The organism is Marinoscillum furvescens DSM 4134 (assembly GCF_003386095.1).
In the GTDB taxonomy this organism is placed as follows: Bacteria; Bacteroidota; Bacteroidia; order Cytophagales; family Cyclobacteriaceae; genus Marinoscillum; species Marinoscillum furvescens.
Genome location: NZ_QREG01000001.1, coordinates 136,697 through 150,837, shown reverse-complemented (window position 1 = coordinate 150,837; position 14,141 = coordinate 136,697). Strand labels below are relative to the sequence as shown.

The window sequence follows — 14,141 nt, the reverse complement described above, 5'->3', positions numbered from 1 at the left end:
AGTGTTATTTCGTTTCGTTGGCAACCAGTCCCCATTCTGCTGGCTTTTTCATTTCCCTCATGGGTACAAAGTGCTGGGTAGGGTCGTGATCGTCGGTATTGGCAAAATGCTTGAATTTGGCTTGCATGGTTGGGTTGCTGATTGCTTCTTTCCATTCGCAGTGGTAGGCTGCGATGAGCGCTTGCATGTCTTTTTCTAGCTCTTCGCCAAGGCCCAGGCTATCGTTTACTACCACATCACGTAGGTAGTCGATGCCTCCTTCCAGTTTGTTGAGCCAAACGGAAGTTCTGTTTAGCGGTTCAGCCGTTCGTATGTAAAACATCAGGAAGCGATCCAGGTACTTAATGGCGGTCTTTTCATCTATGTCACCGGCGAGTAGCTGAGCATGTTGAGGATTGGCTCCTCCGTTGCCACAAACGTAGAGGTTGTAGCCTACTTCGGTAGCTATCAGTCCAAAGTCTTTGCCCTGAGCTTCCGCACACTCACGCCGGCAACCGGATACGCCCCCCTTGAGTTTGTGGGGAGAGCGGATGCCTTTGTATCGATTTTCGATCTCGATGGCAAACCCCACAGAATCATGAAGGCCGTACCGGCACCAGGTGGACCCTACGCAGCTTTTTACAGTGCGAAGGGCTTTACCGTAGGCATGGCCGCTCTCAAAACCTGCGTCAATTAATTCGCGCCATATTTTCGGCAGGTCATTGAGGCGGGCCCCAAATAGATCGATACGCTGGCCTCCGGTAATTTTTGTGTACAAGTCGTATTTTTTAGCAACAGCTCCGATGGCAATGAGCTTGTCAGGGGTGATCTCTCCTCCGGGTACGCGTGGTACCACAGAGTAGCTACCTCCTTTTTGGATGTTGGCCAAGAAGCGGTCATTGGTATCCTGAATGGTGTCTTGCTTGAGAATGGGCTCGTTCCAAATACTGGCGAGAAGAGAAGCCACTGCTGGCTTACACGTTTCACATCCATCCCCAGAGCCATATGCTGAGAGTAGCTCAGCATAGCTTTTGATGTTTTTTACTTTGATGAGGCTATAGAGCTCCTGACGCGTATAGTCAAAGTGCGCACAAATGGTTTTGCGAACCGTTTGGCCCATGGCTTTGAGTGTGTCAGTAAAAATATCAGCTACCATTGGTGAGCAAGCTCCGCAGCCTGTGCCGGCTTTGGTGCAGCTACGTACCTCATTTAAGTCGGTGAGCTCTTTGTCTTTGATGGCGCACACGATATCTCCTTTGGTTACATTTTCGCAAGAGCAGATCTGAGCAGTGTCTGGAAGCTGCATTTCGGTGCCACTGTCGCCACCGCGTGCTCCCAGGATCAGGTCTTCAGGGTTTGGCGGTAATGCCATGCCATTTTGGGTGATCTGTAGGAGCATGCCGTAGGCTTCAGAATCACCGACCAGGATGCCTCCAAGCAATTTTTTGCGGTCCGATGACAGATTTATGCGCTTGTAGGTGCCGGTGTTTTTGTCTTCAAAAGCAATAGGAGTGGAGCCAGGTGTATCGCCAAGTGCATCCCCAAAACTGGCTACATCTACACCGATGAGCTTCAGTTTGGTAGACATGTCAGCTCCCGTGAAGGTTTTATTGCCAGTGCCTATAAGTTGCTCTACTACCGTATCGGCCATGTCATAGCCCGGCGCGACAAGCCCATAGACCATGTCATTGTAGGATGCTGCCTCACCGATAGCAAATATGTTGGGGTCATTGGTTTGTAGTTGTTCATTTACTTTGAAACCTCCTCGTTTTCCTGTTTCCAGTCCTGTTTTCTCTGCCAACTCATCACGGGAGATAATACCGCAGGAGATTACGAGCATGTCCGTTTCCAGAGTGGTGCCATCGGCAAAATCCAGCCCGTCTAGCTTGCCATTGCCACGGATTTGTGAGGTGTTCTTGTTGAGTAATATCTGTATGCCCAGGGACTCTATTTTGCTTTTGAGCATGTCGGACCCTGCCTGATCCAGCTGGCGTGGCATCAGTCGCGGAGCAAATTCGATGACCTGTGTATCCAGGCTGAGGTCCATGAGTGCTTTGGCTGCTTCCAGTCCGAGCAGGCCGCCTCCGAGCACAGCACCTCGCTTTACGGTTTTAGCGTAGGCTATGATCTGCTCCAGATCTTCGATAGTGCGATAAACGAAAACCCCTTTTTTATCCACGCCCTGTATAGGTGGCACCATGGGGCGAGACCCTGTGGCCAGTATGAGGTAGTCGTAGGATTCTGTATCTCCTGTATGCGTCTGTATGGTTTTTTGGTCGCGGTTTATGGTAGTGACAAGCTGTGAGGTTTTGAGCGTGACCTGATGTTCGTCATACCAGCTGCGTGGGGCCATGTAGAGGTCTTCTTCAGACTGGTTGGTGAAATACTCACTCAAATGGACTCTATCGTAAGCTGGTAAAGGCTCTTCTCCGTATACTATTAAGGAGATCTGGGATGCGTCTGCTTTAGCGCGAAGCTTTTCGCAAAACTTATAGCCTACCATGCCATTTCCGATGACGATTACCTTTTTCATACGCAATTAATTTTTACGTAAAACTACGTATTAATACTTAAAAAATGAAAATGAAAATACGTATATTTACGAAAATAATTTAAAAGCTATGTCAAGACTTATAGTAGTAGGAGCAGGACCTGGAGACCCGGAATTAATTACGCTAAAGGCAGTAAGTGCCTTAAAATCAGCAGATGTGGTGCTTTATGATGCGTTGGCAAATGAGGAGTTGCTAGATATATGCGCTCCATATTGTGAGAAAATTTACGTAGGTAAAAAATGTGGTTTGCATCAGTTTCAGCAAGTGCTGATCAATGATATGATTGTAGACTATGGTAAGAAATATGATACGGTGGTGCGGCTCAAGGGTGGGGACCCGTTTGTATTTGGGCGCGGCTATGAGGAGCTCGCTCATGCCAAAAGCCATGGTATGGAGGTAGAGGTAGTGCCGGGGATTACCAGTGCACTAGCTGTGCCGGCTTTGTCACAAATTCCTGCTACTTCTCGAGGAGTGTCCACAAGTTTTTGGGTAATGACGGGTACTACTACCAGTTTGGAGGTTTCTGATGATTTGCGAATAGCTGCTCGTTCGCAGGCTACCCTTGTCATTCTCATGGGCATGCGTCAGTTAAACACCATCGTGGAGCGCGTGGCTGATGTGCGGGGGCAAGACGAGCCAGTGGCTATTATCCAAAATGGAACCCTTCCGGAAGAGCGATCAGTATGGGGAACGCTGGCTACTATACAAGATCAAGTAGAAAAAGAAACCATCGGTTCGCCGGCAATCATCGTAATAGGTGAGGTGGTGAAGCTTGGGAAAGGGGTTTTAGGAGAGCTTTCTGCAGTAATTAGTGCGTCAGGAAATTAAATTTGGAATTAAGGTAGGGTATTTTTGAAGGTTGCCTTTTTATCATCAACCAAACAAAAATATCTTATGAAAAAGTATCGCGTATTATCTGGTTTGCTATTGAGTGCTATACTGACATTTTCAGCATGTGATGCTGTAGAGGATGCGGTGGCAGATCAGCAGGAAGAGGAAGAACAGCAAGAAGGGGATAAAGGACCGGACATAAGTGTGCTGGCGGAGAAGTTTTACTACGACGAATCCGTGACTGTAGTGGTAGGTGAAAATGAGCTCACCATCACTTCGCACAATGAGCCTGATCACAAGAGCATGTATTATGCTCAGAATCATGAACTCTACGAGCCTTATAATGAGCCTAATAATCCTGATTTTAAGAAAAACCCTAACAATATAGAGGCGCAAGATATTGTTTTCAAAGTGCCTAGATATCCAGCAGAGGCTACTACCAAAGAGTCCACCCCTATGGGTCCGATGGGCATTGCTATAAATGGTGTGGTGCTGTTTAATCAGCAAGCGGCACCCGGAGATGACATTCTGGACGAGCTCAATACCTTTGATCAATACGAAGGTCATCCACAAGACCGGGGAATGTACCACTATCACAACGAGCCTGTTTACCTCACCGCTTCCAAGGGTAATTCCGCCTTTATTGGGCTGTTGATGGATGGATTTCCTGTATACGGACCAGAGGAGAATGGTAAACGAATCACCAATAGTGACCTGGACGATTATCACGGCCATGTGTCTGCTACAGCGGAATTTCCAGATGGCATTTACCACTACCACATTACTGATGACCTCCCCTGGATCAATGGGGATGGCTTTTTCGGAGCGACTGGTACGGTGACCTTCTAGAAAATGAAATCATTAAGCTTATTTACGATCATTGTTTGGCTGGTACTGGGTTGTGCGGGCGTGCCTTCAGTAGAGGTATCCGAAAGCCGTTCGGATGTTGCGTATGATCCAGCCGGAAGGGTGCTTCTCAAGGAAGCACCCTTTTCTGGATACCTGGTGAGTTATTATCCAGACGCGACAATGAAAAAGAAATCAGGATACTTGAATGGATTGAAAGAGGGGCCATCCTGGACCTTTCATCCAGATGGAAGTATCCGCTCAAGGCGGACTTACCTGGCCGGCGAAAAACACGGTACCCATAGAGGATATCATGAAAACGGTGCCAGGCAGTTTAAATACCACTTTGAAAATGGCCTTAGCGTAGGCACCCACGAAGAGTGGTATGACGATGGAAGCCCTGCGAGGCTCATGAACTATGTGGAGGGCAGGCCTTTTGGTACTCAAAAAGTCTGGCGTCCGGATGGTAAACTTCGCTCCAACTATGTAGTGCGCGAAGATGGAAGGCGTTATGGGCTGGTGGGCATCAAGCGATGCAAAAACATCGATACAGAGGCGGAGCGAATTAAGAAACTAAGTAGTGCAATTTATGCAAAGAAATAAATGGATCGGATGGATACTCATTCTGCTGGTTTTGGCGGGTTGTAGTGCGAAAAATCAAGGGCCTACGGAGGTGCCTTTGCCTTATTATAATCAGGCGGACTTCACTCCAGAATGGATCGAGCGCTCGTCGGCTAGTGGCTTACATGCCATCGGAGATTTCAACCTGACCAATCAGCTCGGTGAGCCCGTAACCCGTGATAGTCTTTTAGGGAAAATTTATGTAGCCAACTTTTTCTTTACGATTTGTCCTACTATTTGTCCGCGGATGGCCAGCAACCTGGATCGGGTGCAGCAGGCATATCTGGATGACGATCAGGTGATGCTAGTGTCTCACTCGGTAATGCCCTGGGTGGATAGTGTGGCCGTTCTTAGGGACTATGCAGCCCAAAGAGGAATCCTCAGCCACAAATGGCTGCTACTTACGGGTGACAAAAAGCAAATTTATCAGTTAGGTAGATCGTCGTACTTTGCTGACGAGGGTTTTGGTAAATCCGTAACCGATGAAAGTAACTTTTTGCACACCGAAAACATCGTGCTAATAGATCCTAATATGCACATCCGAGGCGTCTATAATGGCACTTTGCCATTGGAAATGGCCCGGCTGATCGAAGATATCGAAAAGTTGAAACGTGAACAGTCAGCGACTTAATTGTCGCTGAGTTTCACTTCTTCCAGTATAGATTCTCCCCTGGAGCCATCATTGTCCCACTGCCATTGCTCATGTAGTTTGATACGGCCATCTTCAAGGATCTCGGGCTGCGATACACACTTGCCACTTTTTATCTCTCCATGTTCGTTTACATGCTGGTAGGAAAACTCCAGCGTGCCGTCTTCTTTTACTACACCAGTGATGGTGCCAAGACGGATTTTGGAGCCCTGATATACAGCCCAGAGCACATCTCCCTCCTGAGAGTAATGAAATAGGGTATTCTGATCCACTTCGCCAGTAGCACTGTTGTCTACGGCCTTGAACTTCTTCTTGTGATAATTAATCTTCAACGATTCGTAGTTTAGCAAAACTCAACAATAATGTCTTTTCTCCCGCTTTTTCAAAATCCACGCGTGCCTTCTTGTTGGCACCTTCCGCGTCAATTACTGTGACTTTACCAAAGCCAAACTTAGGGTGCTCCACCAGCATGCCTTCAGCAAGTTTAGAGGTGTCGCTAGGTTTAAAATCTGCGCTTGGTTGATGTTGGGGTGCCGAAGCAAATTTGCGATTGCTACGGTCTTTCTTGAGGTTATTTACAAAGTTTTTGGTCACGTAGCTGTCCGCCGATGATAGCGGAGCTGTGCTCGAAAACTTCTTATTTACTTTGATAAACTGAGGATCTACTTCCTCCAAAAACCGGCTGGGCTCACAGGCTTTTAGCCTTCCAAATCTATACCGGTTAAGTGCATAGCTTAGGTGGAGCTTTTTCTTTGCTCTGGTGATAGCTACATAAAACAGGCGTCTTTCCTCCTCCAGGTCGGCCCGACTGCTGAGCATCATTTGTGATGGAAACAGCTCCTCTTCCAGGCCTACGATGTACACGTAGTTAAACTCCAGTCCCTTGGCCATGTGGATGGTCATCAGCGTGATGGCTTCCTCTGGGTCGGCATTGCGATCTTCGTCTGTGAGTAGCGTAACCTCCTGTAGGAAAGCGCTGAGGCTTTTGTCGGTGCGCTCAGGATCATCGGTAAATTCCTTGATGGCATTGAGGAGTTCCTGTACGTTTTCGTACCGGCTCATGCCTTCTATGGTCTTGTCGGCATAGAGCTCCTTGAGGATACCAGTGTTTTTGGCTACCTGCGCTGCACAGTCGTAGGCGTCTTTCTTTTCAGCTGTGAGGCGAAAGCTTTTGATCAGGCTCACATACTCTTCCACCTGCTTGCCTCCACGTCCGCTTATATAAAACTGTGCATTGTCCATGATGTCCCATAGCGACTTGCCGTGCTCTGCAGATGCTACTACTAGTTTTTCTACGGTGCCAGGACCTATGCCTCTTTTGGGGAGGTTGATGCTTCGCCGCATGGCCTGCTCGTCGTTTGGGTTGACGATAAACCGCAAATAGGCGATCAGGTCCTTGATTTCTTTGCGCTGGTAGAAGGATAAGCCACCTACCACGCGGTATTTGAGGTTGTTGCGGCGCAAGGCTTCCTCCATCGCACGAGACTGACTATTGGTACGGTAGAGGATGGCAAAGTCATTGTTTTTTGCCTGACTTTGCATCTTGGTTTCAAATATAGAAGAAGCAATCAGTTTGCCTTCTTCGTTATCCGAAGTAGCTTTTATCAGCTCTATGAGGTCACCGTCTTCATTGTCCGTCCAGACGTTCTTTTTCAGCTGCGCGGTGTTTCGGTTGATTACCGAGTTGGCGGCATTTACGATCGTTTTGGTGGATCGATAGTTTTGCTCCAGCTTGATCACTTTGAGGTCGGGGTAGTCCCGCTCAAAATTGAGAATGTTTTGAATGTCTGCTCCCCGGAACGCATAGATACTTTGTGCGTCATCACCTACTACGCAGATGTTTTCGCGCACTGCCGCCAATTTCTTGGCAATCTGGTATTGGGAGATGTTGGTATCCTGAAACTCGTCGATCAGCAGGTAATGAAAGCGCTGCTGGTATTTGTTGAGCACTTCGGTGTGTTCTTGTAGCAGTACATTGGTATTGAAGAGCAAGTCATCAAAATCCATCGCATCTGCCTTGTAGCAGCGTAAGGCATAGGTTTGGTACAACTTTCCCATCTCAGGACGCATGTTTGATGCATCATCCTCGGTAAAAACGGGATTATTGATGTAGTCTCTCCAGCTGATCAGTCGGTTTTTGGCGGCTGAGATTCTATTGAGCACCACGTTTGGTTTGTAGAGCTTGTCGTCTAGTCCTTGTTCTTTTACGATTTGCTTGATGAGCGTTTTGGAGTCATCGGTATCGTAAATGGTGAAGTTGCTGGAGTAGCCGAGCTTAGATGCCTCAGCTCTCAGTATGCGTGCAAAAACGGAGTGAAACGTGCCCATGTACAGGTTTTTGGCTTCTCCGCCCACTACGCCTTCTATCCGCTCACGCATTTCACGTGCTGCTTTGTTGGTAAAGGTCAGCGCCATGATGTTGAAAGGATCCACCTTGTGAAACTTCATGAGATGAGCAATCCGGTAGGTCAAAACACGGGTTTTGCCTGAGCCTGCGCCAGCTATCAGCATGGTAGGTCCTTCGGTATTAACTACACCTTCACGTTGAGGGGGATTGAGCTCTTTCAGATAGTCGTCCTGCACTTCACTTGCCATCCCGCAAATCTAATTTTAATCGAGCAAACCCTATGGAGAGAATGTAAAAAATCAGGCGTCAGCAGGACTACTTTTGGCGTGATGCCGAAAGAATGTGAGGGGCTGGTCAATCATAAGTGTTTCTTAGGTGTTGTATCTGTAAACTGATGGCTATGAGGTTGATGATTTTTACCGCTGTGTTGTTGGGAACATATTTTGCAAAAGCCCAATACTACTTTCTTGGCACTGCTGCGCCCATGCAGGATGGATGCATACAGCTAACTCCTGATCAGCCCTATGCAGAAGGCTTAGCCTATAACCATTCGCCTTTGGATCTTACTCGCTTTTTTGAGATTCAGTTTGATTTGTATCTCGGTGATAAAGATGAGGGCGCTGACGGTATCACTTTTGTGATCCACAATGATCAGCGGGGCTATGATGCGTATGGGCAGTGGGGAGAGTGTATGGGCTACGGTCAGTTCAACCCTTTCAGTCAGGGGGTGGGGATAGCACCGTCTGTGGCTGTGGAGTTTGATACCTATCCAAATTCCGTTCAGAATGACCCAATGTGTGATCATGTGGCTTATTTGGAAAATGGTGTGAGCAGACATCAGGAGTCCTGGTTTGGATCAGATAGCACTTACAATATAGAGGATGACTATCTGCATGATTTTCGATTTCGGTGGCGACCGGAAGATCAGCTTATTCAGGTGTTTTGGGATGGGCGTGAAGTTGTGCGGCGAAAAAGAGATTTAATCAACGATGTTTTTGGAGGAGCTACCCAGGTAATTTGGGGTTTTACTGCTTCTACAGGGCGCGCACACAATTTTCAGTATTTCTGCCTGCGGAAATTTGCCGGTTACGTTAGAGTAGAAACCGATAAAAATGGTTGAGAACAACCATGATCAAAAAACTAACCGCAAGGCCAATCTCTACGATCAGCCATATCGTTTTCCAGTTTGTTCTACCTTTTTTCACAAGGCTATGTATGGGTTCTTGCAATTTGAAAATTTGATGTTCACCGTACATAAAGGATGAATGCGAAGTTACTCAATCATTAATTAACGATTACTTCCGTGTTAAAAAACTATCTATTGGGAATGTTGATTAGGAAATCGTTTCGTAAGAAATCTGGTAGATTCGCCTTATGAACCCAGAACCGGAAATCTACTTTCACGTGGGGTTGGGCAAAGTTGCGTCTACTTGGCTTCAAAAAAAAGTTTTCCCAAAACTAAAAGGACTCCAATATTTTGGTCCACATCGCTACCGTAAGGTTAAAAGCTTGTTACCAAAAGCAGGGTCTGGTAAAGTGCTGGTGTCGCGTGAGTTTGATCGACAGTTAGAGGAGGAGTTGCGAGATTTCGGACAGCATTATCCACGTTTTCGAGTCGTGGTGATTTTTCGTAGGCATGATGAATGGATAGCCTCCCAGTATCGGCGCTATGTAAAAAATGGCTGGTTGGGTACGTTTAGTGATTTTTATGACCTGGAAAGCGATCAGGGGTTTTGGAAGCGAAAAGAGCTTGATTACCGGATGAAGATTGAAACCATAGAGCGTATATCAGGTCAAAAGCCCGTCGTTTTGATTTATGATGATTTAAAGAATGATCCTCGTGCATTTGTCGCAGCACTAGCTGATAGTTTGGGTGTCAAGCCTCCAGCACGGCTTTTTACGGGGAAGGTTCATGCCTCCTACAGTGAGAAACAGCTAAAAGTTTTGCAGGCTTTTTGCCGCCGATTCATAGGAAGGGTGCCGCAAGGGAAATCCAACAAACTCTTGCACTGGTTGACTTATAAGCCGTATTGGGCTGTGAATCATCTCGTGCTGTACGGGGCAAGTTTTTGGCCGGTTAGCTGGATGAGCTCTGATCCATTGATTCCAGAGGGCCAGTTGGAGGCCGTTCGCACACATTTTGCGGAAGATTGGAAATACATCCAGACAATTAGCCAGCCCATCGACTAGCTGATGATAGCTGACAAACGCTTGAAAAGGCTTTCGGGGGAGTTTTCTATTATTAGTGAATTTCTGGTGTTCTGGTCCAAGAAACCTTCTGTTACCATCTGGTCGATAAAAGCAAAAAGCTTGTCGTAATACCCGTCAGTATTTAAAAATGCACAAGGTTTTTGGTGGTAGCCGATTTGATGCCAGGTGAAGACCTCTACAATTTCCTCCAATGTGCCTATGCCTCCGGGTAAGGCAATGAAGCCATCGGAAAGCTCTGCCATCAGCGCTTTGCGCTGGTGCATGGTGTCTACCACATGGAGTTCAGAAACCTCGGTGTGTGCTACTTCCGCTGTTTTAAGTTTTTTGGGGATAACCCCGATCACCTCTCCGCCATTTGCCAGGACCCGATCTGCCAGAATGCCCATCAGGCCCACTCTGCCACCACCAAAGACGGCTCCAATGGAGCGTTCTGTAAGTGCGTCTGCTAGTGCCTCAGTAGCGTGCATGTAGGAGGAGTTGTTTCCGGTTTTGGAACCACAAAATATGGCCAGGCGATTGATGTTCATTTTAAGGCTTTAGATTAAAAATAGGCATTCTATTTTTGTTCGAACCTTTTTGGGACCCAAACAATTTATGACTTCATTCATTCTCACCTTAAAAAAAAGAAGACTATGCAATATAGAATGCTTGGCCGCACAGGACTCAAAGTATCAGAAATTTCATTAGGAACCTGGCAGGTAGGTGGAGGCTGGGGTGGTGCATTTGATCGCAAGGCTGCAGATGCCATCATCCAGACAGCCATAGAACATGGTGTGAATTTTCTGGATACTGCGGACGTATATGACGATCAGCAAAGCGAGCGTGCAGTGGCTGATTTTGTGAAAAAAGACAGGGATAAGCTGCTAATTGCTACCAAAATAGGGCGGAGGCTGGACCCACATACTGCAGACGCTTACACTCCCGATGCGATGGAGGAGTTTGTAGATGATGCTCTGAAAAATACAGGCCTCGATTACCTTGATTTGGTGCAGTTGCACTGTCCACCTTCGCCGGTATATAAAGATGATGAACTTTTTGCCCGACTGGAAAAAATCCGTAGCTCTGGTAAGGTTCGTCACTTTGGAGTAAGTGTGGAAAAAGTAGAAGAGGCGATGGCTGCTGCAGATTATGAAGTGGTGGAAACCGTTCAGATCATTTTTAATATGTTTAGACAAAAACCTCTGGATGACTGTTTTTCGGTGCTTAGAGAACGTAATATTGGGATAATTGCCCGAGTGCCATTGGCTAGTGGACTGCTGAGCGGAAAGATGACTGCCGACCGAGAGTTTGATACCAATGACCACCGAAACTTCAATCGAAATGGTGAAGCATTTGATAAAGGGGAGACTTTTTCAGGGGTGCCATTGGATATGGGATTAAAGGCTGTAAGCGAGCTAAAAACGCTCTTTGGAGATGAGGAATTGTACAAATATGCGTTACGTTGGATTTTGAATTTTGCGGAGGTGAGTACGGTGATCCCAGGAGCGAGTAGGCCTGAGCAGGTGATCAGCAATGTCAAGGCAGCGTCTTTGCCAGCATTTAATGAAGATCAGCTCAAATCTGTGAAAAAGATTTATGATGAGTACATTCGGAGCGCTGTGCACGAGAATTGGTAATTTGCTGCTTATGTATTACATTTGTAATACAAGTTTGTGAGTCATGAAAAAGAAAATGTTAAATGTGCGCCTGGATGATACCACCGAGCAAAAACTAAAGCAGTATGCTCAGGATCATGACATGTCCAAGTCGGATGTGGTGCACGATGCCTTGGAGCAGTACCTCACCAAAAAAGAAACCGAACAGCGTCCTTTTGCTTTGGGGCAGGATTTATTTGGTGTGGCGGGTTCGGAGGCTACAGACCTTTCTAAGACCTACAAGTCACGCCTTAAAAAGCTTTTGAATGAGAAACACGCTCATTGATGCAGGGCCACTGATCGCACTTTTCAATAAGTCCGATCAGTATCATCTGGCGGCAGTACGGTTTTTGGAGGATTATAACGGCTATTTGATTACCACCTGGCCGGTGATCACAGAGGCTTGCCACATTTTGGGCTTCAATGTAAAGTGTCAGCTTGCACTGCTGGAGTGGGTGCGCAGAGGAGGTGTGCGTATTTTTGACTTGAACGAATCACATCTCTCACGTCTCATTCACCTCACTGAAAAGTACGATGACGTGCCTATGGATCTCGCGGATGCCAGTCTCATTATTGCTTCTGAAGAGACTGTATGTCACAAGATAGCCTCCATTGATTCTGATTTTTACATCTATAGAGATATCCGCAATAAGTATCTGGAGAATGTGTTTGGAAACAACTTGGGTTAAAAAAATTACGCGCCAAGTGGCGCGTAATCTGAAGAGGATTTTGAAGAAGTAAATAGATACTCAATCACCTCTAAGTTCGGGAAAATGCCAGCCAATAGCAATACCCAGAAGGGGGTATTTCTGTAGACTATTTTTTCAGTTTGATGTTGTAAAGGTCCAGCCGTCGATCTTTTAAGTTTCTCACACTACCAAATTCATGCAACTCTTTGAGTAGCTCCAGGTCCAGGTCGCCAATGACGGTCATTTCCGTATTCGGAGTAGCTTCTGCCTTGATGGCATTCGTAGGAAATGCAAAATCTGAAGGTGTGAATATCGCGCTCTGCGCATACTGGATGTCCATATTGTTAACCTTCGGGAGGTTTCCTACACATCCCGCAATAGCCACGTAGCATTCGTTTTCAATTGCACGAGCCTGCGCACAGTAGCGCACCCGGTTGAAGCCATTCTGGGTGTCGGTGAGGAATGGGACGAACAAAATCTGAACACCCTGCTCAGCATACAATCGTGCGATCTCCGGAAACTCTACATCATAGCAAATAGTAATGCCAATTTTACCTGCATCCGTATCAAAAACCTTCACTTTGTCACCGCCTTCCATGCCCCAGGAGGTCTGCTCAGAAGGTGTGATGTGAATCTTTTCATAGCTATCCCACGAGCCGTCTCGTCTGCACAGATAGGAGACGTTATAGAGCTTTTCGTCTTTGATCTCTGGCATGGATCCGGCGATGATGTTTACATTGTAAGCGATCGCAAACTCCACAAACTTTTCTCTGAGCTGGTCGGTGTATTTGGCTAAGCCGCGGATGGCCTCTGGCTCTCCAAGGTGGTTAAACTCGGCCATCAGCGGAGCATTGAACAGCTCGGGGAATAAGATGAAATCGGACTGATAATCTCCAAAAGCATCAATAAAGTACTCCATCTGCTCTACCAGAGCATCGAAATCTTTTAGCGGTCGCATCTGCCACTGCACAAGACCTACGCGGATGTACGTCCGAGGCTTATTGATCAGTGTTTCTTCCTCCTGGTAGTAGATGTTGTTCCATTCCAGTAGTGTGGCATAGTCTTTCGACTGATTATCGCCGGGGAGGTAGTTTTTCAGGATCTTTTTCACATGGAAATCATTCCCCATCTGAAAGTTCAAAATAGGGTCATGGATTTGCCGGTTTTTTACTGCGTCTATGTATTGCCGTGGAGTCATTTCATCGGCATGTTTTTCGTAGTTCGGAATTCGTCCACCAGCTATGATAGACTTGAGGTTCAGGTTTTCGCAGAGCTCCTTGCGGCCGTCATAAAGCCTGCGTCCCAGTCTCATGCCTCGATATTCGGGATGCACAAATACATCTATGCCATACAGGACGTTGCCATGGGCATCGTGCGTGTCGAAGCTCTCATTTCCGGTGATCTGGTTGTAGCTGTGGTTGTCACCAAACTTCTGATAATCTACGATGATTGCCAGGGCAGCAGCCACCATTTTGCCTTCTACCTCTATACAGAGCTGGCCTTCAGGAAAGATCTGGAGAAGTTTCTTGATGTCCTTTTTTTCCCAGTAGGGATCTTCCACACCCACATATGCCTGGGTCATGATCTCCCTTAGTTCGGGATAATCCGAAATTTGCAGGTTTCTCAAATGTACATTGAGGTTTACTGCCTGATCGTCGTTTGTACTCATAGTGGTAATGATAACCTGAGAAATTCTGATTTGGTTAATCGCTGTTAAAAAGAATCTTTACACGGTAGCCTTACGTTAGCTATTTCCATAAATTTGTCAAAAATCAAGAGAAC

At 46.7% G+C, this 14,141-nt stretch carries 14 protein-coding genes; 9 read left to right on the top strand and 5 right to left on the bottom strand.

Annotated features, from left to right (window positions below; genetic code table 11):
* Window positions 1–4: 4 nt before the first annotated feature.
* Window positions 5–2,512, bottom strand: a complete 2,508-nt coding sequence (nirB, locus tag C7460_RS00600) for a nitrite reductase large subunit NirB (RefSeq protein ID WP_115866118.1) — start codon at window positions 2,510–2,512, stop codon at window positions 5–7.
* A gap of 88 nt (window positions 2,513–2,600) precedes the next feature.
* Between nirB and cobA the strand changes: the two genes are divergently transcribed.
* The 4 genes from cobA to C7460_RS00580 all read left to right on the top strand — a co-directional run bounded on the left by cobA (window position 2,601) and on the right by C7460_RS00580 (window position 5,460).
* Complete coding sequence (cobA, locus tag C7460_RS00595) at window positions 2,601–3,359, top strand: uroporphyrinogen-III C-methyltransferase (protein ID WP_115866117.1); 759 nt, start codon at window positions 2,601–2,603, stop codon at window positions 3,357–3,359.
* A 66-nt stretch (window positions 3,360–3,425) separates the two neighbouring features.
* Window positions 3,426–4,211 (top strand): YHYH protein, encoded by a 786-nt coding sequence (locus C7460_RS00590; protein WP_115866116.1) that lies wholly within the window; start codon window positions 3,426–3,428, stop codon window positions 4,209–4,211.
* A gap of 3 nt (window positions 4,212–4,214) precedes the next feature.
* The gene (locus tag C7460_RS00585; protein ID WP_115866115.1) at window positions 4,215–4,811 is read left to right on the top strand and encodes a toxin-antitoxin system YwqK family antitoxin; all 597 of its coding nucleotides are present in this window, start codon (window positions 4,215–4,217) and stop codon (window positions 4,809–4,811) included.
* Window positions 4,798–5,460 (top strand): SCO family protein, encoded by a 663-nt coding sequence (locus tag C7460_RS00580; RefSeq protein WP_115866114.1) that lies wholly within the window; start codon window positions 4,798–4,800, stop codon window positions 5,458–5,460. Before C7460_RS00585 ends, C7460_RS00580 begins: the two co-directional genes overlap by 14 nt.
* Here the strand turns inward: C7460_RS00580 and C7460_RS00575 are convergent.
* Window positions 5,457–5,810, bottom strand: coding sequence for a n-acetylglutamate synthase (locus C7460_RS00575; RefSeq protein ID WP_245986104.1), 354 nt, complete (start codon window positions 5,808–5,810; stop codon window positions 5,457–5,459). The two genes, C7460_RS00580 and C7460_RS00575, sit on opposite strands and share 4 nt — an antisense overlap.
* A complete protein-coding gene (locus C7460_RS00570) occupies window positions 5,800–8,073 on the bottom strand; it encodes an ATP-dependent helicase (protein ID WP_115866113.1) in 2,274 nt (757 codons plus the stop codon). Before C7460_RS00570 ends, C7460_RS00575 begins: the two co-directional genes overlap by 11 nt.
* Before the next feature lie 152 nt (window positions 8,074–8,225).
* On the opposite strand from C7460_RS00570, the gene C7460_RS00565 reads away from it, so the two are divergent.
* Together C7460_RS00565 and C7460_RS00560 are read left to right on the top strand one after the other, a co-directional pair.
* Window positions 8,226–8,945 (top strand): L-type lectin-domain containing protein, encoded by a 720-nt coding sequence (locus tag C7460_RS00565; RefSeq protein ID WP_115866504.1) that lies wholly within the window; start codon window positions 8,226–8,228, stop codon window positions 8,943–8,945.
* A gap of 254 nt (window positions 8,946–9,199) precedes the next feature.
* On the top strand, window positions 9,200–10,015 hold the full coding sequence (locus C7460_RS00560; RefSeq protein ID WP_115866112.1) for a hypothetical protein: 816 nt from the start codon (window positions 9,200–9,202) through the stop codon (window positions 10,013–10,015).
* On the opposite strand, the gene C7460_RS00555 is transcribed toward C7460_RS00560, so the two are convergent.
* Complete coding sequence (locus C7460_RS00555; protein ID WP_115866111.1) at window positions 10,012–10,563, bottom strand: LOG family protein; 552 nt, start codon at window positions 10,561–10,563, stop codon at window positions 10,012–10,014. The two genes, C7460_RS00560 and C7460_RS00555, sit on opposite strands and share 4 nt — an antisense overlap.
* 105 nt (window positions 10,564–10,668) lie before the next feature.
* Here C7460_RS00555 and C7460_RS00550 point away from each other — a divergent pair, with 105 nt between their 5' ends.
* Genes C7460_RS00550 through C7460_RS00540 form a run of 3 tightly spaced genes read left to right on the top strand, consistent with a single transcriptional unit; the run spans window position 10,669 to window position 12,359 of the window.
* Window positions 10,669–11,652 (top strand): aldo/keto reductase, encoded by a 984-nt coding sequence (locus tag C7460_RS00550; protein WP_115866110.1) that lies wholly within the window; start codon window positions 10,669–10,671, stop codon window positions 11,650–11,652.
* A 43-nt stretch (window positions 11,653–11,695) separates the two neighbouring features.
* Window positions 11,696–11,956 (top strand): DUF6364 family protein, encoded by a 261-nt coding sequence (locus C7460_RS00545; protein ID WP_115866109.1) that lies wholly within the window; start codon window positions 11,696–11,698, stop codon window positions 11,954–11,956.
* A complete protein-coding gene (locus C7460_RS00540) occupies window positions 11,937–12,359 on the top strand; it encodes a type II toxin-antitoxin system VapC family toxin (RefSeq protein ID WP_115866108.1) in 423 nt (140 codons plus the stop codon). Before C7460_RS00545 ends, C7460_RS00540 begins: the two co-directional genes overlap by 20 nt.
* Before the next feature lie 127 nt (window positions 12,360–12,486).
* Here C7460_RS00540 and C7460_RS00535 read toward each other — a convergent pair whose 3' ends face one another.
* Complete coding sequence (locus tag C7460_RS00535) at window positions 12,487–14,028, bottom strand: bifunctional GNAT family N-acetyltransferase/carbon-nitrogen hydrolase family protein (RefSeq protein ID WP_115866107.1); 1,542 nt, start codon at window positions 14,026–14,028, stop codon at window positions 12,487–12,489.
* Window positions 14,029–14,141 lie beyond the last annotated feature (113 nt).